The sequence below is a fragment of the Thermaurantiacus tibetensis genome, from assembly GCF_015354055.1.
GTDB lineage: Bacteria > Pseudomonadota > Alphaproteobacteria > Sphingomonadales > Sphingomonadaceae > Thermaurantiacus > Thermaurantiacus tibetensis.
Window position 1 is genome coordinate 804,180 of the sequence record NZ_JACHTM010000002.1, and the last position, 19,279, is coordinate 823,458.

Consider the following 19,279-nt stretch of genomic DNA (forward strand, 5'->3'; position numbering starts at 1 on the left):
GCCCTCCCGTGCCTCGCGACCCCCGGCGCTCCGGGGCTCAGCTCCGCCGCTCGGGCAGGCGGACGGTGACCGTCTGGCCGGAGTTGCCGGGGAAGCCGGTGAACAGCGCCTCGACGAGGCGCGGGACGAGGAAGGCCGGGTCGGAGGAGCGGGTGGTGGCCTGGGCGCGGCCCTCGAACAGGCGGGTGCCGTCGGCAGCGCGGAGGATGTGGACTTCGACGAAGCTCGGCCAGACGGTGTAGGTGTAGACTTCCGGCCCCCAGCCCGGGCCCCAGCCCGGCCAGCCCCACCACGGGTCGGCCCAGCCCCAGCGGCCCCAGCCGCCCCAGCCGACCGGACCCCAGCCCCAGCCGCCCCAGGCGCCCCAGGCGCCGGGGCGGGTGTCGACCCGTTCGCGCGGCGGGCCGACGCCATAGTCGAGCCTGACGACGAGCTGGGCGCTCGAGGCATCGGGCGCAGCGCGGTAGCCCTGCTGCTCCATGGCCTGGCGGACGGCGGCGGCGTAGGTCTGGAACTCGATGGAGCCCTGGTTGCGGGCTTCCGCCGGCTCAATGACGAACGTCTCGCCCGAGGGGGGCGGGAGCACCTGGAAGCGGGAGACCTGCGCGCGGAACGGCGTGGCGCAGGCGGCCAGCACCAGCGCGAGGAGGAGGACGACCGACGCGCGGGCGGCGGGGAGGCGGAACGCAGTGGTCATGGACCGGACCCTCAGGTGTTCTTGCGTGTGATAGCAGTGCGCCACGGGGCGTGAACAGAAGCTTTCCGGCCGGGGGGCGGGGCCGGGGTGCGGCACTGCGCCCGCGGCCTTGGGGCCTCGGCGCGGCGGAGCGCGCACGGGGCCCCGGGGACGGGCGGGCGCGATCAGCGCGGGAGGCGCGGTCAGCGCGGGAGGAGGGTGGCGGGGAGCGGGCGGGCGACCCGGGCGAGCGCGGACGCAACCTTCGGCCGGGTGGCCAGCGGCGCGAGCGGGGCAGCGAGCGGGTCGGCGAGCGCCCCGGACGGCGCGGGCAGCAGGACGACGAGGGCGGCATCGCGCCCCACCGGGTCGGCGAGGAGGGCGAGGAGCTCGGCTTCCGCCGCCTCCGCGTCACCGAGGCAGAGGAGGGCCTCGGCCGAGTCGGTGCCGGTGTCGGCGGCAGCCGCGGCCTCGACCGCGCGGCGCAGCGCCCCGCCGGCGTCGGCGCGGGCGAGGGCCTGCCGGGCGCAGGCCTCGGCGGCGAGGAGAGCGGGGACGGCCGGGGCAAGCGCGGCGTCGTCGCGCCGTGGCCGCCAGGTTTCGGCGAGCGCCAGCGCCTCCGTGTGGAGCCCGTGGCGCACGAGCAGCCGGGCGCGCACCGCAAGCGGCGGGGCCACCAGTTCGGGCGCTGTGCCGGCGGCGGCGAGAAGGTCGCGCGAACGGCGTTCGGCCTCCGCCATGCGCCCGTCGGCTGCAAGCAGGTGGACATGCGTGGCGCCAAGCCGAAGCCAGCTGGCGTCGGGCTTCCCGGCCTCGAGGGCGCGGGCGGAGAAGGCTCCCGCCTCGGCCAGGGCCTCGGGGCGGTGGCCGGCGTTCCAGAGGGCGAGCGCGAGGTTGCGCAGGGCGCGCGGCTGCACGGCCGTGCCTTCCGCCGTCTCGCGGGCCCAGGCGCGGGCAGCCTCGAGCCCGCGGGCCGTGGCGGCGGCCATGCCGGGGCCGACCCGCGCCTCGGTGGCGGCCCAGAGCGGCGCGAAGTCGCGGTCCATGAGGAGGAGGCGGATCTCGCCCGGGTGGACGAGCTGGTCGGCAAGCGACTGTGCGAGCGCGGTGTCGCCGGTGGCCAGCGCGAAGCGCACCTCGTGGCGCAGGAGCCCGTCGCGGACGTCGAGCTGCTGGCGCAGGCTGGTGCCGGCGCCGGCGCGAAGCAGGTCGAGACGGAGGCGATCGGCCGTCTCCTGGCCGAGGCCGGAGGCGATCGGCTCGAGATTGCGCCGCAGCACGACGAGGCTGAGGGCCGGAACCCTGTCCGGAAAGCGGGCGAGGAAGGCGCGATGGCGGCGCTCGGCGGCGGCGGGGTCGGCCGCGGCCGGGATGACGCTGAGCGCCATGGCGGCGAGCGTCGGGTCATCGGGGTCACGGCTCTCGGCACGGGCGACAGCCTCGGCGAGGAGCGCCGGGCGGCGCCCGGGCGGCTCGCACGCCTCGGAGACCCAGATGGAGGCGACGAGGAGGCCCATGGCGTCGACGCCCGGGTCAGCCCAGAGGCGGTCGATCGTGCGGCGGGCGCCGCGGCAGTCCCGCAGGAAGACGCGGGAGACAACCTCTCCCAGGCGCGGATCGGGGCTGGTGGCGCGAAGGTCCAGGGTCTCGTCGGCCCGGGCGGGGGCGGCGACCGCGAGAGCGGCGGCGAGCGCAGCGGAAAGAGCAACACGCATCGGCACCCGGTACACGACCGAACGCCGGCAGACCTTGCTCCTGCGCAATCTTTCGGCCCGGTCGCGGGGCGCCGCAGGGGTGCCGCCCGGCCGGGAAGGGCGCGCCGCGCCGGAGGCGAAGGCTCAGGCGGCCTTCTTTTCCTCCTCGGTGGGGGCGGGGCGCTTCTCCATGACCTCGTCGACGAGGCCGAAGGCCTTGGCTTCCTGCGCGTCGAGGAACTTGTCGCGCTCGACCGCGTCCTCGATGACCTTGAGCGGCTGGCCGGTGTAGCGCGCCATGAGCTCGTTCATGCGGGCGCGGATGCGCAGGATCTCGCGCGCCTGGATCTCGATGTCGGTGGCCTGGCCCTGGGCGCCGCCCGAGGGCTGGTGGATCATGATGCGGGCGTTGGCGAGCGCGACGCGCAGGCCCGGCTCGCCGGCGCAGAGCAGGAAGGCGCCCATGGAGGCGGCCTGGCCGATGCACACGGTGGCGACCCGGGGGCGGATGTACATCATGGTGTCGTGGATCGCCATGCCGGAGGTGACCACCCCGCCCGGCGAGTTGATGTACATGTAGATGTCCTTCTTCGGGTTCTCGGCTTCGAGGAAGAGCAGCTGGGCCACCACCAGCGAGGCCATGGTGTCCTCGATACCGCCGGTGACGAAGACGATGCGCTCGCGCAGCAGGCGCGAGAAGATGTCGAACGAGCGCTCGCCGCGCGAGGACTGCTCGATGACGATGGGGACGAGGCCGGCGTGGGTTGCGGCCGCCGAGGCGGAGAGGCCGGGGACGAGGGCCTCGAGGGTGCGGGCGTCGATCATGACCCTCTCGTCGGCCTTCGGCGGCACGGCGTCAAGGGGCGAGGGCGGCGCGGGGCGGACGCGGGCGGGCGGCGCAGCAAGGTTGCCGGGCTGAAAACAACCGTTCCGAAACCGTCTCCGCGGCAAGCCTGGCACGGCGCTTGCTACGCCTCCCGGCATGCAGGCGGACCTTCTCTCCCGGCTGCCGGCCGCGCTCCAGCGGGCCGGCGCAGCGGTGGCCCCGGCGATCCGCGCGGCGGCGGCGGCGACCGGCGCCGACTTCCGCGCGCTGTTCGAGACGGCGCGGCTCGAGAGCGGCTTCCGGCCCGACGCGCGCGCGCGCACCTCCTCTGCCGCCGGGCTCTTCCAGTTCCTCGATTCGACCTGGCTTGCCATGCTCGCCCGGCACGGCAGCCGCCACGGGATCGCGCCGCAGAGCCGGGCCGAAGCGCTGGCGCTGCGCGAGGACCCGCAGGTTGCGGCGCTCATGGCCGGGGCCTTCATGGCCGAGAACGGCGCGCGGCTAGCCGCGGCGCTGGGGCGGGCAGCCTCGGCGACCGACCTCTACCTCGCCCACTTCCTGGGGCCGGGCGGCGCAGTCCGGTTCCTGAAGGCGCTGGCCGACGACCCCGGGGCTCCGGGCGCGGCGCTGTTCCCCGCGGCCGCCAAGGCCAACCGCGGCATTTTCTTCGCAGGCGGCGCGGCGCGGAGCCTCGGCGAGATCCACACGCTCCTCGCCCGGCGACTCGGGCTCGACTCGGAGACGGGCGCGCCGGTGGGCGAAGGCGCCGGCAGCGGGCGAATCGGCACCGCCGTGCCGGAGTCGCGGCCGCGTGCCGGCAGCGACGCGCCGGAGCGGGGGGCGCCAGCCATGTTTCAGCCCCGTGATGCATCCGATCCGGAGGCAAGGCGCGCCGCGCAGGCGGCCTATCTGCTGCTGGCGAGCCTGGGCGCCTGAGCCGTGGCGGGCGCGGGGGGAGGCATGGCCGGGGTGGCCGGAAGCGCGGCGGGCGCGGGAGGGGCGGGGGCAGCGGCCGGAGCGGGGGCGGCAGGCGTGGCCGGGGCGGGCGCAGCGGCCGGGGCGGCGGCAGCGGCCGGGGCGGGGGCGGGCCGGACGCTCCTCGGCCGGCTGCTCGGCGGGCCGGACGGCGGCCTCGCTGCGCTTCTCCCGGCGGGCATCCTCGCCATCGTCCTCCTCATGGTGGTGCCCATTCCGGCACCGCTCCTCGACCTCTTCTTCGTGGGCAACATCCTCCTTGCCCTCGTGATGCTCATGGTGGTGCTCCACGCCAACCGGCCGCTCGACTTCTCCGCCTTCCCGACCGTGCTGCTGTTCGCGACGCTGTTCCGGCTGGCGCTCAACGTTGCGTCCACCCGGGTGGTGCTGATGGACGGCCACGAGGGGACCGACGCCGCCGGCCGCGTCATCGAGGCGTTCGGCAAGGTGCTCATCGGCGGCAACTTCGTGGTGGGCCTCATCGTCTTCGCCATCCTCATGATCATCAACCTGATGGTCATCGCGCGGGGCGCGGGGCGGGTTTCGGAAGTCTCGGCGCGCTTCACCCTCGACGCGCTGCCGGGCAAGCAGATGGCAATCGACGCCGACCTGAACGCCGGGATGCTCACCCCCGACGAGGCGAAGGCGCGGCGGCAGGAGGTGGCGACCGAGGCCGACTTCTACGGTGCGATGGACGGCGCCTCGAAGTTCGTGAAGGGCGACGCGGGCGCGGGCATCCTCATCCTCCTCATCAACATCATCGGCGGGCTCGTCATCGGCACCGTCTCGCACGGGCTCGGGGTGGGCGAGGCCGCCTCGCTCTACCTCGTGATGGCAGTGGGCGACGCGCTCGTTGCGCAGATCCCCGCCCTCCTCCTTTCGATCGCGGCGGCGATCCTCGTGACCCGCACCAGCGAGGACCGCAAGCTCGAGGCGCAGGTCAGGACCCAGTTCGCCGACGCCTCGGCCTGGGCGCCGGCGGCCGGCATCCTCGGGCTCCTGGCGCTCGTGCCGGCGATGCCGACCGCCATCCTCGCCGGCGCGGCGGCAACCGCAGGCGTCGTCGCCTGGCGGCTCCATCGCGCCGCGGGGCAGCCGGCGCCGCCGCCGCCGGCCCCGGCGGCCGAGCCTGCCCTCATCGACTGGAGCGAAGTGGGCGAGACCGCCGCCGTCACGCTCGAGATCGGCTACGGGCTCATCCCGCTCGTCGACGAGGCCGCCGGGGCGCCGCTCATGAGCCGGATCACCGGAATCCGCCGCCAGCTCTCGCGCGAGCTCGGCTTCGTGCTGCCGATGGTCCGGGTGCGCGACGAGCTGGCGCTCGCGCCCCACCACTACCGGATCTCGGTGGCCGGCGAACGGGCCGGCGCCGGCGAGGCCTGGCCCAACGACCTCCTCGCGCTCGAGGCCGAGACCATCCTCGCCCCGGTGCCGGGCCGCGAGACGCGCGACCCGGCCTTCGGGCTTCCGGCACGCTGGATCGACCCGGCGCTCGAGGCGCGCGCGATCGAGGCGGGCTACACCGTCGTCGACCCGGCCACCGTCATCGGCACCCACCTCCACAAGCTGCTGCGCCAGCACGCGGCAACCCTCCTCGGGCTCGACGAGGTGCAGGCGCTGCTCGACGAGCTCGGCCGCCGCCACCCGCAGCTCGCCCAGGCGCTGGGGCCGAAGACCCTGCCGCTCACCCAGCTCACGGCGCTCGCCCGCGCGCTCCTCGAGGAGGGGGTGCCGCTCCGGGACTTCGCCCGGATCGCCGGCGCCATCGCCGAAGCCGCGGCCAGCACGACCGACCCGGCCGAACTCCTCGAGGCCACGCGGACGCGGATCGGCGGGCTCATCACCAGCGCCATCGCCGAGCCGGACCAGCCGCTCCGGCTCATCGCGCTCGCCCCCGAGCTCGAGGCGCTGCTGATGGGCGCGGTGCGCGCCGCCCCCACTGCCGCCTTCCCGTTCGAGCCAGGCCTCGGCAACCGCGTGGTGGAGGCCGTGCGCGAGGCGCTCGCCAAGGCGGGCGGGCTTGCCGTGGCCCTCGTCAGCCAGCCGGGCCCGCGGCGGCCGCTCTGGCGCCTGCTCCGGAGCGCCGGGCTCGACCTCCCCGTCATCGGCTTCACCGAGCTTCCCGACAGCCGCGCCGTCGAGGTGATCGCCGTCGTCGGCGCCAACGACCACAGCCTGCCACAGCCGGAGGACGCCTGATGGACGCCCGCCTCGGTCTCGACCTCAAGCTCTACACCCCCGCCGCGCTCGCCCGGGTGGAGCCGGAGCGCCTGATCCACAACCACCTGGCCCTCGTGCGCAAGATCGCCTGGCACACCCACGCCCGGGTCTCCTCCGCGCTCGATGTCGAGGAACTGGTGCAGATCGGCATGATCGCGCTCATCGAGGCCGCCCGCTCGTTCGAGGACCGCGGCCACGCGGCCTTCGCCACTTACGCAACCGTCAGGATCCGCGGCGCGATGATCGACGCGCTCAGGAAACAGGCCACCATGTGCCGCTCGGCGCTGCGCCGCCGGCGCGAGCTCAACGCCGCCCGTGCGCGGCTGGAAGGAACACTCGGCCGCCCGCCCTCCGACCAGGAACTGGCCGACGACCTCGGCATCCCGCTCGCCGAACTCCTCGAAGCCAACGCCAGCACGCAAGGGGTGCGCTACGAATCAATCGACGAGGTCTACTCCGACCACTCCATCTGGTTCGCCGACGACCAGCCCGACGCGCTCGACCAGCTCCAGTCGAAGGAACTGCGCGCCCACCTCGCCGAGGCCATCCGCAAGCTCCCCGAGCGCGAGGCAATGGTGCTGCAGCTCTACTTCGTGGAGGAGATGAACCTCGAGGAGATCGGCCAGATCCTCGGCGTGGGCGCGGCGCGGATCTGCCAGATCAAGAAGGCCGCGCTCACCAAGGTGCGCAAGCTGCTCGCCGGCTGGGAGGACTGAGGCCCCGGGGGCGCAGGGCCGGAGGGCCGGGCGGCGCGGGTTGGGGAGGGGCCGGACGCGAGGCGGCGGGGCGCAGGCGGCGGCAGGGCGGGGCGGCGGCAGGGCCGGGCGGCGCGGGTCGGGGCGGCGGTAGGGCCCAGGGGCGCGGGTCGGGGAGGGGCCGGGCGCAGGCGGCGGCGCGGGGCGGCGGCAGGGCCCGGCGGGCTGAGGTGGGCCGGGCGCAGGACGCGGGTGGCAGAGGCGGGCGGCGCGACGGGCGGCAGAGGCGGGCGGCAGGACGGGCGCGCGGAGCGAAGGGGTCGGCACGACGGCGCGGCGCGACGGGGCGGGGCGGGGCGGTCCATCCGGACGCAGACGCCCGCCGCCCCCGGTGCAGGGGGCAGGCGAAGCGGGTCGGGGCGGGGCCGGAAGGGGCCGGGCGGCGGCTAGAGCGGGATGTTGTCGTGCTTCTTCCAGGGGTTCTCAAGAACCTTGGTGCGGAGCTTCCTCAGGCCCAGCGCAATCCGCCGCCGGGTTGCATGGGGCATGATCACCTCGTCGATGAAGCCCTTCGACGCCGCCACGAACGGGTTGGCAAAGCGCGCCTCATATTCGGCCGTGCGCCGGGCGATCGCCTCCGGGTCACCGATCTCGGAGCGGAAGATGATCTCGACCGCCCCCTTCGCCCCCATCACCGCAATCTCGGCGGTGGGCCAGGCATAGTTGAGGTCTCCACGCAGATGCTTGGACGCCATGACGTCATAGGCCCCGCCATAGGCCTTGCGCGTGATGACGGTGATCTTCGGCACCGTGGCCTCGGCATAGGCGAAGAGCAGCTTCGCCCCGTTCTTGATGATGCCGTTGTGCTCCTGGGCAACCCCAGGGAGGAAGCCGGGGACGTCGACGAAGGTGATGATGGGGATGTTGAAGGCGTCGCAGAAGCGGACGAAGCGGCCCGCCTTCCTGGAAGCGGCGATGTCGAGGCAGCCCGCCAGCACCATCGGCTGGTTGGCGACGAAGCCGACCGTGTGCCCCTCGATCCGGCCGAAGCCGACGAGGATGTTGGCGGCATGGTTGGGCTGGAGCTCGAAGAACTCGCCGTCATCGGCCACCTTCTGGATGAGCTCGTGCATGTCGTAGGGCTTGGTGGCCGAAGCGGGGACGAGCGTGTCGAGCGAGGGCTCCTCGCGGTCGAACGGGTCATCAGAGGGCCGGACGGGCGGCGCCTGGCGGTTGCTGAGCGGCAGGAAGTCCACGAACTCGCGCGTGCGCAGGAGGGCGTCGATGTCGTCCTCCATGGCGAGATCGGCCACGCCCGACCTGGTCGAATGGGTGATGGCGCCGCCCAGCTCCTCCTGCGTCACCACCTCGTTCGTGACCGTCTTCACGACATCGGGCCCGGTCACGAACATGTAGGACGAGTCCTTCACCATGAAGATGAAGTCGGTCATCGCCGGCGAATAGACCGCCCCGCCCGCACACGGCCCCATGATGAGCGAGACCTGCGGGATGACGCCCGAGGCGAGCACGTTCCTCTGGAACACCTCGGCATAGCCGGCGAGGCTTGCCACCCCTTCCTGGATGCGGGCGCCGCCCGAATCATTGAGGCCGATGACCGGCGCCCCGACCTTCATGGCCATGTCCATGATCTTGCAGATCTTCTGCGCGTGCCGCTCGGAAAGCGAGCCGCCGAAGACGGTGAAGTCCTGCGAGAAGACGAACACGAGCCGGCCGTTGATCGTGCCCGAGCCGGTGACCACGCCATCGCCCGGGATGACCGTCTCGCCCATGCCGAAGTCGGTGCAGTTGTGCTCGACATACATGTCGAGCTCCTCGAAGCTGCCTTCGTCGAGAAGGATCTCGAGCCGCTCGCGCGCGGTCAGCCGGCCCTTGGCATGCTGGGCGGCGATGCGCTTCTCGCCGCCGCCAAGCCGCGCTGCGGCGCGCCGCCGTTCCAGTTCCTCGAGCACCTTCAGCATCCGTCTCTCCCCTGACGCTGCCCTCGCGAAGCCGCGCCGCCGCGCTGCCGTCAACCCCCGCCGCGCCGCGCCTGCCGGGGCGCGCGCAACACTTGGTTGCATTCACCATGCTGGCACCGGCCGCGACCCTCCCCATATGGAGGGGGACGGCGCGACCCCGGCGCCACCCCGACCAACCCGAGAAAGGCCCGCCATGCTCCTCCGCACGCTGAAGACGCTTGCCCTTGCCACGCTCGCCTCCGCGGCAGGCGCCGCCGGGGCCGTGACGATCGTCGATGTCGATGCCCGCGCCCACGCCTCGCTTTCGGGCGCGAACGCGCTCACCATCGGCCTCGGCGAGGGGCGCTACCAGCTGCGCTTCACCGACGGGCTGTTCACCGCCTACAATGCCAATGGTCGCGCTGCGGCCGGCTGCGACCGGGCGGGTGCCAACTGCCGGTTCGGCTGGCAGACCGAGACCATCGTCACCCTCCACCCCGCCGACGGGAGCGCCGCGACGAGCTTCGCGATCGGCAGCCCCGTCCTCTACCGCACGCCCGAGGGCGCGCTCGCCGCGCTCGCCGACCGGGTGTTCGAGCTGGTGGTGCCGGCCGGCGGCGCGAAGCTGAGCTTCCACGTTCGCGACGACAGCCCCGCCAACAACCGTGGCGGAGTCTCGCTGGCCATCGCCGGCGCCGTGCCGGAGCCCGCCACCTGGGCGATGCTGATCGCCGGCTTTGGCCTCGTGGGCGCTGCCGCCCGCCGCCGCCGGCAGGCGGTGGTGGCGGCCTGAGGACGGGCACCTAGCCGAGCAGCGCGAGGAAGCGCGCGGCAGCCACGAAGGCCGCCTGCCGGTTCGCCCGCGCGGCCGCGGCCTCGGCATCCTCCCCCCAGCGCTCGGCCTGCCAGAGCGCATCCACTTCGGCCGCTGCGAAGGCCGGCCCGGCTTCGAGCAGCCCGTCGGCGACCGCGAGGGCGAGGACGACCGAGCCCGAGAGCGTGACGAGCGGGGAAAGCCCGGCGAGGCGGAAGGGGCCGCGCGCCGAAAGCAGCGTCTCGAGCCGCGCAAGCGTCCCGGCGGGCTGGTCCACGTGGACGATGCCGGTCGTGCGGCGGAAGACGAGGCCGTGGGCCTGCTCGACGGCCTTGAGTGCCGGCTCCCACGCCGCCACCTGCCGCCCGACGAGATCGGCCGGCCCCTCCGCCCGGTAGCAGGTGAGGTCGGACGCGCCGTAGGCGGCGAGGCCCGCCGCAAAGCCGGCGGGGTCGGGCGCGACGATGTCGAGGGCGGCATTGGCAAGCCCGGTCAGCGGCATGTCGGCAGGCGTGACCGTCTCGCCGGCCCCGGCCCATTCGGCGGCGATCGCAGTGGCGAGCGCGGGCGAGGGCACGACGAGGGCCGCGCGCTTCGGCGTGCGCACCGGCCGGCCGTCGAGCAGCAGCCCATGCCCGCCCCCGGCGGGTGCGGTCGTCACCTCGCGCCAGAACCGCCGCACGCCCGGCCCTAGCGGAACAGCCGGGGGGCGAAGGTGACGAGCGCCGCCCCGGCCAGCATGAGGCCGAGGCCGGCGAAGGGGCTTTGAGGGCCCAGAGGGGACGTGCCGGCAACCCAGAGGCCGGCGACCGCAAGTCCCAGCCCGAGGAGGCGCAGCAGCGTCATCTGCCACAGCCGCCGCTCGAAGGGGTCGCGCTCAGCCATCGAGAAGGGCGAGGAGTTCGGCGGCGTCGCGGGCAACGGCAGCCGCGCCTGCCGCGCGCAGCTCGGCGGCCTCGTGATAGCCCCAGTCGACTCCGAGCGCGCGCACGCCGGCGGCCACCCCCATCCCCATGTCGAACACGGTGTCGCCGATGATGACCGCCTGGGCAGGTGCCACTCCGGCGTCGGCGAGGCAGGCGCTGAGCATCGCCGGGTGGGGCTTGGAGGGGTGACGGTCGGCGGTGTGGAGCGTCATGAAGTGGTGGGCGATCCGGTGGTGGGCGAGGCACATGGCAAGCCCCCGGTCGCTCTTGCCGGTGGCGACCCCGAGCAGCCAGCCGTCCCCCGCCAGCCGCTCGAGGAGCTCGCGCACGCCCGCGAACATGGGTTCAGGGTCGAGCCGGCGGTCGGCGCGCAGGCGCTGGAAGGCGCCCTTGTAGTCCTCGGCGAGGCGGGCGTGGAGGGCGGGCTCGGCTTCGGGCAGGAGCGCCCGCATCGCCTCGAGGAGCGAGAGGCCGACCACGCGCCGCACCGCGTGCGGGTCGGGCGGCGGAAGGCCGAAGGCGGCGAAGGTGCCTTCCATGGCGCGGACGATGTTCGCCGAGCTGTCGACGAGCGTGCCGTCGCAGTCGAAGACGGCAAGCCGCGGCGGGCTCATGCGGACCCCTGGTCGGGCGCGAGGCCGAGGAGCTCGAGGCTCTCGCGGAAGTGGGGCGGCGGTTCGGCCGTCACGTCGAGCTTTCCCCCGCCAGGCAGGTCGATGACGAGGCGCCGGGCGTGGAGGTGGAGCTTGCGCGAGACGCCGCCGGTCACGAAGGCGGCGGCACCGCCATATTTGCCGTCGCCGACGATGGGGTGGCCGATGGCGGCGGCGTGGACGCGGAGCTGGTGGGTGCGACCGGTGAGCGGGCGCATCTCGCAGAAGCTGACGCGGTTGCCGGCCCGGTCCATCACGCGGATGCGGGAGACCGCAGGCTGGCCCTTCGGGTCAGGGTGCATCTTCTCCCCGCCGGTGCCGGGCTGCTTGCCGATCGGGAGGTCGACGCGGATGTCCGCCAGCTCGGGCACGCCCGCCAGGAGGGCCCAGTAGATCTTCCTGGTGTCGCGCTGGGCGAAGCAGCGGCCGAAGAAGGCCGCGGCACGGGCCGAACGCGCAAGCAGGAGGACGCCAGAGGTGTCCCTGTCGAGCCGGTGAACGAGGCGGGGCCGCTCGCGCGCGTCGAAGCGGAGCGCATCGAGCAGGCGGTCGACGTGGGTGGCGGTCTTCGTACCGCCCTGGACGGCAAGGCCGGGGGGCTTGTCGAGGACGAGCGCGTGCTCCGAGCGGTGGATGACGAGGCTGCGCGCGAACTCGGCCTCCTCGGGCGAGAGCGGGGGCGCCTCGCGCGCTGGCGGCGGGGCCTGCCGCGGCTCCTCGTCGGGGAGCAGGACCTGCTGCCCGGCCTGCACCCGGTCGCCGGGCCTGGCCCGCCCGCCGTCGAGCCGGAGGCGGCCAGTGCGCGCCCAGCGGGCGACCGCCGTGAAGGGAATGCCGGGGAGGTTGCGGGCGACCCAGCGGTCGAGCCGGATGCCGTCGTCGGCCTCGGCCACGGTGAAGACCCGGCTCACGCGAGGTTCCGCATGAGGAGGAGGCCGAGCCCGAGGCCGGCGACCGCGAGGACGACCGAGGCGAGCGCATAGCCGGCGGCGACGAGCCACTCGCCCTTCTCGAGGAGGAGCCAGAGCTCGAGGCTGAAGGCGGAGAAGGTGGTGAAGCCGCCGAGCAGGCCGACGCCGAGGAAGAGGCGGACCTGCTCGCTTCCCCCCCTGGCTGCCAGCCAGCCGGCGAGCAGGCCCATGAGGAGGCCGCCGGCGAGGTTGACCGCGAAGGTGGCCGACGGCCAAAGGCCGGCGCCGACGAGCCGGCCGACTCCGTAGCGCGCGCAGGCGCCGAGCGCGCCGCCGAGGCCGACGAGGAGGAAGGGCGTCATGGCCGCCCTATAGGCGAGCGCGCGGGCCGCTCGCACCCCCCGAAGTTTCAGCTGACGCCGAAGGTCCAGCCTTCGGTTGCGGCGATGTCAGGGGCGAGGCCGGGGGGCGACCACCAGCGGGCCTCGCCGGCGAGGTGCCGGAGCGCTGCCGCCGCCACCAGCGCATCCGTCTCGTGGTCGGAGAAGCTGCCTTCTGGCACCTCGCTGCCGAAGGCGGCGAGCGCGGCGGCAAGCGCGGGTGCGTCGCGGAGCTTCAGGCCCCGGCCGCCGGCGTGGCGCAGCATGGCGCGGGTGTAGATCTCGACGACGGTGCGCGGGCCCGGCGGGTCGAAGGGCCACACCGCGTAGGGCCCGCGGAGCCGGTGGAGGAGGCGCATGCCGGCAAAGCTCGCGCGGGCCACCTGCGCTGCGCCGACGCAGTCGAAGACGGTGGCCGCCTTGCCGCCGCCGCCGGCGTTGAACGCGGCCTCGCAGCGCCGCCACCGCAGGAAGGCGCGCTTCTCGCCATCGGCCGCGCCCATCCAGAAATGCGGGCGGGCCACGCCTTCCATGAAGCCGTGGGCGCCAAGATCGGGGTCACCCTCGCAGTGGCGCTCGACGAAGGCCCAGAAGCCGGGCGCGGTGTCGGGGGTGGCAAGGCCGGAGAGGTAGGCGCCGCGGTCAAGGAAGGGGGGCGCGAAGGAGAAGTCGAAGCCGGCGAGCGCCGGGCCGGGAAGGCCGAGGAGCCAGTCGGCCACCTCGGCGCGGGCCCAGCCGGACCGGTGGGGCGGAGGGACGAGGCGGGGCGGGCCGTTGCCCGCCTCGGCGACGGCGACGGCGATGCCGCGATGCCGCGCGCCCCTCGCCCCCGACCAGTCGACGGCGACGAAGCGGGCAAAGCGCGGCAGCATCACGCACCCTCCCGGCCGAAGACATCCTCGAGGCCGCCTCCGAACCGCCGGGCGATGCGGAAGGCAGTCTCGCGGCTGGGGGCGTCGCGACCCTGCACGATGGCGATGATGATGTGGCGCGTCACCCCCCACCGCTGCGCCGAGTTCGGCCTGCGTCATGCCCCGATGCGCCTCGCGCAGTGCCTTCACCCGGTTGGTGATCGGCGGGCGCCTTCCCACAGCTCAGGCGCCACGGCGGAACAGCCAAGCGTGAAGCGCATGCTCCGCCACTGTCGAGACGAGGAGGGCAAGGACGACGGCTGGGAAGAGGAGATGGCCCGGCCCATGGACGCGATGGCCCGGGAGCGCGGCGACCCGACCGGCGGCGAGCACGGGCAAGGGCGCGGCGTTGGCTGAGGCCGGAGATTCACGGAAGGAGAGGCCGGGGCGGGCATGACGGGCTTCCGTGTCGAGGAACGCTGACCTGGTGTTTTGGGGCTGCTTCGCCCCGTGTCAAAGCTCTTTGGCATAGGGACCGGGGACACCCCGGAGCGTGCCGGATCGGGTAGCGATCCCTGACTCCGGCGCGTGCTCCCGCGCCTCTTTCAGAGGGCGGCTGCCGCGAACGGCCGTAGCGCCCGGTTCCCGAAACACCGCGTCGGCGAAACCTTGCAGAGCGGCGTCTCGCACCTGCCGGCGCTGACGGCGCCCTCGCCGGGGCCGCGGGGCGCCCCAACAGGGACGGCAACGAGTACCCGAGGATGCATAAAACCATAGGGACAAGGACAAGGGGTTGTCTCTCGTTGAGCGTGAAACGCGCCTGTCACACATCGTTAAGAACAGCCTGCACGAACAAAGAAATCTCCCGCAAGGCGCGAGGCCAAAGGCACTGACTGCCTCCAATCTTCTGTATCAGTCAGCAACTCAACACAATTGATCTGTAATTGGTCATAACCCCCAAGACACTCCAAGAGACGGTCAAGACTGGTGGCATGCCATTTCGCACTTCTCAGTAGTAGTGCTTGGTTCCATGATTCCAGAGGTCATACTCGTACGATATAGGCGGACGGATCCGTTGAAGATACTTATTGTCATCGCGCTCCCACGCCCGTTGTAGAGCCCAGGCGCAGTAGTCCACCGCCTGAAGTCCATAATCGGCCTTCGCCACCCTGAAATCAACTCGCCAGCAGTCCGTTGACAGGTGCTGTCCCATAACGTCCGCAATGGCTTCGCTGAACACCTTTCGCTCTTTACGAGAGCCGACGGAGGCCGCAGTGATAAACAGCTCATCATTCGAGCTAAAGCGCTTTGCGAGGCCATAGCTGAAGTGATAATACCATGGGTATTGGTAGAAACGCGCCTTAGACCTCCTCACTTGCGGTTGGGCCTTTGACTTTTCGCAAATTGTCGCCTGAACGGTGAAGTCATGCTTCAAAAGCTCGTTGAACACCCGGTCTCTTACGTCTGGGTGATCATCAGTCGCGTGAAACCAGTCACCAAGCTTCCGCCCTTCCCAAATCAGCTTGCGTCGCAACTCCGCCAAGCCAACGCAAAGGTCTAGCGAGCTCGTCAGCACAGTACACAAGATAAAGTACCGACTGCCCTCTGGGGGCCTTTTAAATATGAGATCACCAGCTTCGTCCGCAAAGAGATAAATCACCGGCACCCTCGTTGACTAGGCACTCGTGCGTATCGAAGCGAAATATCCTATCGGACGCGTACCGTCAAGCGCTTCGCAATTCCGATGATGGCGGAGACTGAGGAAGCTGTCTGTCAACGCTCTGGCCTTGCGGCACCCGACCAACACAATGGCGCGAGGTTTCAATGGAAGCCATACGTCTTATGGATTGTGGTTCATTGCGAGATCCCTCGAGGCCTTATTGTCTACAGCCGGCGATGCAAGATGGACGGCGTCTATCTTCCTGCAGGCCAAGATGGATCTAGCACCTGGGTCACGCGGCAAGGACTGACGCAGCTTGGACCGCTTTCCACTCTTGTAGAGAACGCGCAGGTGCTCTGAGGCATGGTCGCCGGACCTCTGAGGGGCGGGTGCGGCAGGGCTCAGGGGCGGCGGGTGGCGCGGAGCTTCGCCCAGTGGGCGAGGCGCTCGGCAATGGCCTGTTCGGCGCCGCGGCCGCTCGGCCGGTAGAAGGTCTCGGCCGCCATGCCCTCGGGCCAGCAGTCCTGGCCCGAGAAGGCGTCGGGGCAGTCATGGTCATAGGCATAGCCCGCGCCGTGGCCGAGCTCGCGCATGAGGCGCGTCGGGGCGTTGACGAGGTGCCGCGGCGGGGGGAGCGAGCCGTGCGCGCGGGCCGCGGCGCGCGCTGCCTTCCCGGCCACATAGGCCGCGTTCGACTTGGGCGCGGCCGCAAGATAGAGGCAGGCCTCGACGATGGCGAGCTCGCCCTCGGGGCTGCCGAGGAAGGCATAGGCCTCCTTCGCGGCGAGCGCGACGGAAAGCGCCTGCGGGTCGGCCAGACCCACGTCCTCGCTCGCGAAGCGCACCAGCCGGCGCAGGAGGTAGAATGGGTCCTCGCCGGCCTCGAGCATGCGCATGAGCCAGTAGAGCGCGGCATCCGGATCGGAGGCGCGCAGCGACTTGTGGAGCGCCGAGACGAGCTCGTGGTGGCCGTCGCGGTCGCGGTCGTAGACGGGTGCGCGGCGCTGGAGGAGGGCGGCCATGGCCGCCGGGTCGAGCGGGGCGGAGGCGCTTCCGGCAAGGAGCGTCTCGGCCTGAGACAGGAGGAAGCGGCCGTCGCCGTCGGCGCTCTCGACGAGGGCGGCCCGGGCGGCGGGCGTCACGGGGAGGGCGCGCCCGGCGTCTGCCTCGGCACGGGCGAGGAGCGCCTCGAGCGCTGCCGCATCGAGCCGCCGCAGCACCAGCACCCGGGCGCGGGAGAGCAGGGCGGCGGTGAGCGCGAAGCTCGGGTTCTCGGTGGTGGCTCCGACCAGCGTCACCGTGCCGTCCTCGACCGGGCCGAGGAAGGCATCCTGCTGGGCGCGGCTGAAGCGGTGGATCTCGTCCACGAAGAGGAGGGTGGGGGTGGCGGCGGCCCGCGCGGCAGCGAACAGGGCCTTGAGCTCGGCCACGCCCGTCATCACCGCCGAGACCCCGGCGAAGCGCATGCCCGCTGCCTCCGCCAGCAGCCGGGCGATCGAGGTCTTGCCCGTGCCCGGCGGGCCCCAGAGGATGAGGCTGGGCAGCGGGCCGGCCGCGAGCAGCCGGGTGAGCGCGCCTTCGGGGCCGACGAGGTGCGGCTGGCCGACCACGTCGGCAAGGCGCCGCGGCCGCAGCCGTTCGGCAAGCGGCACCGGCTTCGCCGCAGCGGGGGCGGGGGCTGGCGCGTCGGAGGCGAAGAGATCAGCCATCCTCGCCCGGGGCCAGGCAGCGGAGCGCGAGCGCGTGGACGGGTCCTGCGAGCAGGTCGGCAAGGGCCGCGTTCACCAGGCGCTGGCGCGCGACCCGGCCGAGGCCGGCGAAGGCAGCGCTCTCGACGGTGACGCGGAAGTGGCTCTCGCCCGAGCCGTCGTCGCCGGCGTGGCCGGCGTGAAGCGCGCTCTCGTTCACCACCTCGAGCCGGCTGGGGGCAAGGGCCTCAGCGAGCCGCCGCCGGATCTCCTCCTCGATGCCCGCCATCGGCTCCCCTTCCGCTGCCGCCTGCCATATAGGGCCGCGATGGCGGATGCCGGAAGACCCACGGGCCGCGCGGCGGGCGGCCGCTTCCCGGGCGGGCGGACCTGCGCCCACCCCGGCTGCACCGCGCCGGGCGAGTATCGCGCGCCGGTCGAGCGGCCGCCGAGCGCCTTCGCGCCGCCAGCGGGGCCGCCGCGCTGGCAGTATCTCTGCCTCGAGCATGTCCGCGCGTTCAACGCGGCGTGGAACTGGTTCGAGGGGATGACGGCCGAGGAGATCTTCGCCGCGCAGAGCCCCTACCCGCGCTTCGCGCCGGGCCCGGAGCGGCGCCGCCCGGCAGCAAGGGTGCGGCTCGACGACCCGCTCGGGCTGTTCGGCACGGCGCCCGCCGCCGAGCGGCCGCGCCTGCCGCCCGAGGAGCGGCGGGCGCTCGCCGTGCTGGGCCTGGCCGAGACGGCGACGCTCGCCGAGGTGAAGCGCCGCTACCGCGCGCTGGTGCGCCGCTACCACCCCGATGCCAATGCCGGCGACCGCCGGTTCGAGCCAAGGCTCCTCGAGGTGCGGGCCGCGCACGATCTTCTGGTGCGAAGCCGCAGCTTCGCCGGCCGCTGAGCCGGGGCCCGGAGCCGGGCGCGGGGGGAGCGAAGCGGCGGGGGCCGGGGGTGGGGCGAAGCGGCGGGGGGCGGGGCGAAGCGGCGGGGGCGGGCGGCGGCTCAGCGCGGGGCCGGGCGGGCGGCTGCGAGGCGGCGCGCCGTGGCCTCGTTCGCGCGGAGCACGCGCAGGAAGTTGCCGCCGGCGAGTTTGCGGAGATTGGCCTCGCTCCAGCCGCGGCGGGCAAGCTCGGCGAAGAGCGCGGGGTAGGTGGCGACCGTCTCGAGGCCCTGCGGCAGGTCGGGCACGCCGTCATAGTCCCCGCCGATCCCGACATGGTCGTGGCCGGCGACGCGGGCGACATGCTCGATGTGGTCGGCGACCATGGCAAGGGTGGCGACCGGCCGGGGGTTCGCCTTCTCCCAGGCGGCCATGCGCGCCTCGGCCTCTGCCCCCTGGCCGGCGACGAGGCGCTGCGCCTGCCGGCGCGTCTCCCAGTCGGCGCGGGCCTGGCTCACGAAGGCGGGGACGAAGGTGACCATCACCACCCCGCCGTTGGCAGGCAGGCGCTTCAGCACGTCGTCGGGGACGTTGCGGGGATGGTCGGTGACGGCGCGGGCCGAGGAGTGGGAGAAGATGACCGGGGCCGCGGCGATGTCGAGCACCTGGTGCATGACCGCGGGCGAGACGTGGGAGAGATCGACGAGGACCCCGAGCCGGTTCATCTCGGCGATCATGGCCCGGCCGGCAGGCGCCATGCCGCCGTGCCGCGCCTCGGCGGTGGCGCTGTCGAACAGGGCGGAAGGCTGGGAGTGGGTGAGCGTCATGGCCCTGAGGCCGGCGGCGTGGGCGCGGCGGAGGGTCAAGATGTCGTCGTCCACCTGGTGCGCGCCCTCGAAGGCGAGGAGCGAGGCGATGCGCCCGCGGCGGAAGGCGCGCTCGAGCTCGTCGGCCGTGGTGACGAGCGCGAAGGTCTCCGGATGGCGGGCGACCCAGTGCCTGACCAGCTCGAGCTGCTCGAAGCTGGTGCGGACCGCCTCCTCGCCGCGCAGGCGCATGGGGACGTAGAGCGACCAGAGCTGGGCGCCGACCCGCCCGGCGCGCAGCAGCGGGATGGAGGTGTGGCCGGGCTGCGGGCGGCGGACGCCGGGGTCGGCCGAAAGGTCGGCCTCGCGCGCCTTTTCGAGGCCGAAGTGGGTGCGCATGGCCCAGGGCCAGTCGTTGTGGCCGTCGACGAGGGGGACGGAGGCGAGGACGCGCTCGGCCAGGGCCTCGGGCGACGGCCGGGCGGGGCCGGCGGGCGCGGAGGCGGCGGGGGCGAGGCCGACGGCCAGCGCGGCAAAGGGCGCGAGGGCGCGGGCGAGGGTGGCGGCGAGCGGGCGGGCGAGGGGGCGGAGCCGGGCGGACACGGAGACAGGAGCGGAGCGCATGGCCTTCCCTCGCGTGGCGCCCGCGGCGGCGTCAAGGCGTTCGGG

Annotated in this window: 20 protein-coding genes and 1 pseudogene; 6 read left to right on the forward strand and 15 right to left on the reverse strand. The window is 73.4% G+C overall.

The window, feature by feature from the left end; all coding sequences use genetic code 11:
* Window positions 1-37: 37 nt before the first annotated feature.
* The 3 genes from H3H34_RS08465 to clpP form a co-directional block, all read right to left on the reverse strand.
* Window positions 38-697 (reverse strand): DUF4136 domain-containing protein, encoded by a 660-nt coding sequence (locus H3H34_RS08465; RefSeq protein WP_194744806.1) that lies wholly within the window; start codon window positions 695-697, stop codon window positions 38-40.
* A gap of 182 nt (window positions 698-879) precedes the next feature.
* Window positions 880-2,391, reverse strand: coding sequence for a hypothetical protein (locus H3H34_RS08470; protein ID WP_194744807.1), 1,512 nt, complete (start codon window positions 2,389-2,391; stop codon window positions 880-882).
* Between the two features lie 123 nt (window positions 2,392-2,514).
* Window positions 2,515-3,195: an ATP-dependent Clp endopeptidase proteolytic subunit ClpP gene (gene clpP, locus H3H34_RS08475; protein ID WP_194744808.1), complete on the reverse strand. Its 681-nt coding sequence runs from the start codon at window positions 3,193-3,195 to the stop codon at window positions 2,515-2,517.
* 157 nt (window positions 3,196-3,352) lie between these two features.
* Between clpP and H3H34_RS08480 the strand changes: the two genes are divergently transcribed.
* The 3 genes from H3H34_RS08480 to H3H34_RS08490 all read left to right on the forward strand — a co-directional run bounded on the left by H3H34_RS08480 (window position 3,353) and on the right by H3H34_RS08490 (window position 7,107).
* On the forward strand, window positions 3,353-4,132 hold the full coding sequence (locus H3H34_RS08480; RefSeq protein ID WP_194744809.1) for a lysozyme family protein: 780 nt from the start codon (window positions 3,353-3,355) through the stop codon (window positions 4,130-4,132).
* Window positions 4,133-4,303: 171 nt separating this feature from the next.
* Window positions 4,304-6,370, forward strand: a complete 2,067-nt coding sequence (flhA, locus tag H3H34_RS08485; protein WP_268978304.1) for a flagellar biosynthesis protein FlhA — start codon at window positions 4,304-4,306, stop codon at window positions 6,368-6,370.
* Window positions 6,370-7,107 (forward strand): sigma-70 family RNA polymerase sigma factor, encoded by a 738-nt coding sequence (locus H3H34_RS08490; protein WP_194744810.1) that lies wholly within the window; start codon window positions 6,370-6,372, stop codon window positions 7,105-7,107. Before flhA ends, H3H34_RS08490 begins: the two co-directional genes overlap by 1 nt.
* A 425-nt stretch (window positions 7,108-7,532) precedes the next feature.
* On the opposite strand, the gene H3H34_RS08495 is transcribed toward H3H34_RS08490, so the two are convergent.
* Window positions 7,533-9,065 carry an acyl-CoA carboxylase subunit beta gene (locus tag H3H34_RS08495; RefSeq protein ID WP_194744811.1) on the reverse strand — a complete coding sequence of 511 codons (1,533 nt, stop codon included), beginning with the start codon at window positions 9,063-9,065 and terminating at the stop codon, window positions 7,533-7,535.
* 193 nt (window positions 9,066-9,258) lie between these two features.
* On the opposite strand from H3H34_RS08495, the gene H3H34_RS13605 reads away from it, so the two are divergent.
* Window positions 9,259-9,837 (forward strand): PEPxxWA-CTERM sorting domain-containing protein, encoded by a 579-nt coding sequence (locus tag H3H34_RS13605; RefSeq protein WP_235945502.1) that lies wholly within the window; start codon window positions 9,259-9,261, stop codon window positions 9,835-9,837.
* Window positions 9,838-9,847: 10 nt separating this feature from the next.
* Here H3H34_RS13605 and H3H34_RS08505 read toward each other — a convergent pair whose 3' ends face one another.
* The 7 genes and pseudogenes from H3H34_RS08505 to H3H34_RS13875 form a co-directional block, all read right to left on the reverse strand.
* Entirely contained in the window at window positions 9,848-10,540 is a 693-nt protein-coding gene (locus tag H3H34_RS08505; protein ID WP_194744812.1) for an ATP12 family chaperone protein, read from the reverse strand.
* 8 nt (window positions 10,541-10,548) lie between these two features.
* Window positions 10,549-10,743, reverse strand: coding sequence for a hypothetical protein (locus H3H34_RS13610; RefSeq protein WP_194744813.1), 195 nt, complete (start codon window positions 10,741-10,743; stop codon window positions 10,549-10,551).
* Window positions 10,736-11,398: an HAD-IA family hydrolase gene (locus H3H34_RS08515; RefSeq protein WP_194744814.1), complete on the reverse strand. Its 663-nt coding sequence runs from the start codon at window positions 11,396-11,398 to the stop codon at window positions 10,736-10,738. The genes H3H34_RS13610 and H3H34_RS08515 overlap by 8 nt, the downstream gene beginning before the upstream one ends.
* A pseudogene (locus H3H34_RS08520) lies at window positions 11,398-12,348 on the reverse strand (RluA family pseudouridine synthase); the annotation flags it as partial. The pseudogene H3H34_RS08520 and the gene H3H34_RS08515, both read right to left, overlap by 1 nt.
* Window positions 12,345-12,710, reverse strand: coding sequence for a FluC/FEX family fluoride channel (locus H3H34_RS08525; RefSeq protein ID WP_194744816.1), 366 nt, complete (start codon window positions 12,708-12,710; stop codon window positions 12,345-12,347). The gene H3H34_RS08525 and the pseudogene H3H34_RS08520, both read right to left, overlap by 4 nt.
* Before the next feature lie 47 nt (window positions 12,711-12,757).
* On the reverse strand, window positions 12,758-13,600 hold the full coding sequence (locus H3H34_RS08530; RefSeq protein WP_194744910.1) for a hypothetical protein: 843 nt from the start codon (window positions 13,598-13,600) through the stop codon (window positions 12,758-12,760).
* Window positions 13,600-13,725: a hypothetical protein gene (locus H3H34_RS13875; protein ID WP_268978291.1), complete on the reverse strand. Its 126-nt coding sequence runs from the start codon at window positions 13,723-13,725 to the stop codon at window positions 13,600-13,602. Before H3H34_RS13875 ends, H3H34_RS08530 begins: the two co-directional genes overlap by 1 nt.
* A 124-nt stretch (window positions 13,726-13,849) precedes the next feature.
* Between H3H34_RS13875 and H3H34_RS08540 the strand changes: the two genes are divergently transcribed.
* Window positions 13,850-13,996: a hypothetical protein gene (locus H3H34_RS08540; protein ID WP_194744817.1), complete on the forward strand. Its 147-nt coding sequence runs from the start codon at window positions 13,850-13,852 to the stop codon at window positions 13,994-13,996.
* Between the two features lie 592 nt (window positions 13,997-14,588).
* Here H3H34_RS08540 and H3H34_RS08545 read toward each other — a convergent pair.
* The 3 genes from H3H34_RS08545 to H3H34_RS08555 all read right to left on the reverse strand — a co-directional run bounded on the left by H3H34_RS08545 (window position 14,589) and on the right by H3H34_RS08555 (window position 17,216).
* Entirely contained in the window at window positions 14,589-15,239 is a 651-nt protein-coding gene (locus H3H34_RS08545) for a DUF3800 domain-containing protein (protein ID WP_194744818.1), read from the reverse strand.
* A gap of 401 nt (window positions 15,240-15,640) precedes the next feature.
* Window positions 15,641-16,948, reverse strand: coding sequence for a replication-associated recombination protein A (locus H3H34_RS08550; protein WP_194744819.1), 1,308 nt, complete (start codon window positions 16,946-16,948; stop codon window positions 15,641-15,643).
* Window positions 16,941-17,216, reverse strand: coding sequence for a BolA family protein (locus tag H3H34_RS08555; protein WP_194744820.1), 276 nt, complete (start codon window positions 17,214-17,216; stop codon window positions 16,941-16,943). The genes H3H34_RS08550 and H3H34_RS08555 overlap by 8 nt, the downstream gene beginning before the upstream one ends.
* A gap of 39 nt (window positions 17,217-17,255) precedes the next feature.
* Here H3H34_RS08555 and H3H34_RS08560 point away from each other — a divergent pair, with 39 nt between their 5' ends.
* Window positions 17,256-17,825, forward strand: coding sequence for a J domain-containing protein (locus tag H3H34_RS08560; RefSeq protein ID WP_194744821.1), 570 nt, complete (start codon window positions 17,256-17,258; stop codon window positions 17,823-17,825).
* A gap of 101 nt (window positions 17,826-17,926) precedes the next feature.
* On the opposite strand, the gene H3H34_RS08565 is transcribed toward H3H34_RS08560, so the two are convergent.
* On the reverse strand, window positions 17,927-19,234 hold the full coding sequence (locus H3H34_RS08565; RefSeq protein WP_194744822.1) for a dipeptidase: 1,308 nt from the start codon (window positions 19,232-19,234) through the stop codon (window positions 17,927-17,929).
* Between the last annotated feature and the right edge of the window lie 45 nt (window positions 19,235-19,279).

Bases quoted from the DNA above. Each gene is read 5' to 3' on its own strand.
- H3H34_RS08465 (WP_194744806.1), bottom strand. From the start codon at position 697: ATGACCACTGCGTTCCGCCTCCCCGCCGCCCGCGCGTCGGTCGTCCTC.
- H3H34_RS08470 (WP_194744807.1), bottom strand. From the start codon at position 2,391: ATGCGTGTTGCTCTTTCCGCTGCGCTCGCCGCCGCTCTCGCGGTCGCC.
- clpP (WP_194744808.1), bottom strand. From the start codon at position 3,195: ATGATCGACGCCCGCACCCTCGAGGCCCTCGTCCCCGGCCTCTCCGCC.
- H3H34_RS08480 (WP_194744809.1), top strand. From the start codon at position 3,353: ATGCAGGCGGACCTTCTCTCCCGGCTGCCGGCCGCGCTCCAGCGGGCC.
- H3H34_RS08490 (WP_194744810.1), top strand. From the start codon at position 6,370: ATGGACGCCCGCCTCGGTCTCGACCTCAAGCTCTACACCCCCGCCGCG.
- H3H34_RS08495 (WP_194744811.1), bottom strand. From the start codon at position 9,065: ATGCTGAAGGTGCTCGAGGAACTGGAACGGCGGCGCGCCGCAGCGCGG.
- H3H34_RS13605 (WP_235945502.1), top strand. From the start codon at position 9,259: ATGCTCCTCCGCACGCTGAAGACGCTTGCCCTTGCCACGCTCGCCTCC.
- H3H34_RS13610 (WP_194744813.1), bottom strand. From the start codon at position 10,743: ATGGCTGAGCGCGACCCCTTCGAGCGGCGGCTGTGGCAGATGACGCTG.
- H3H34_RS08515 (WP_194744814.1), bottom strand. From the start codon at position 11,398: ATGAGCCCGCCGCGGCTTGCCGTCTTCGACTGCGACGGCACGCTCGTC.
- H3H34_RS08525 (WP_194744816.1), bottom strand. From the start codon at position 12,710: ATGACGCCCTTCCTCCTCGTCGGCCTCGGCGGCGCGCTCGGCGCCTGC.
- H3H34_RS08530 (WP_194744910.1), bottom strand. From the start codon at position 13,600: ATGCTGCCGCGCTTTGCCCGCTTCGTCGCCGTCGACTGGTCGGGGGCG.
- H3H34_RS08550 (WP_194744819.1), bottom strand. From the start codon at position 16,948: ATGGCTGATCTCTTCGCCTCCGACGCGCCAGCCCCCGCCCCCGCTGCG.
- H3H34_RS08555 (WP_194744820.1), bottom strand. From the start codon at position 17,216: ATGGCGGGCATCGAGGAGGAGATCCGGCGGCGGCTCGCTGAGGCCCTT.
- H3H34_RS08560 (WP_194744821.1), top strand. From the start codon at position 17,256: ATGGCGGATGCCGGAAGACCCACGGGCCGCGCGGCGGGCGGCCGCTTC.
- H3H34_RS08565 (WP_194744822.1), bottom strand. From the start codon at position 19,234: ATGCGCTCCGCTCCTGTCTCCGTGTCCGCCCGGCTCCGCCCCCTCGCC.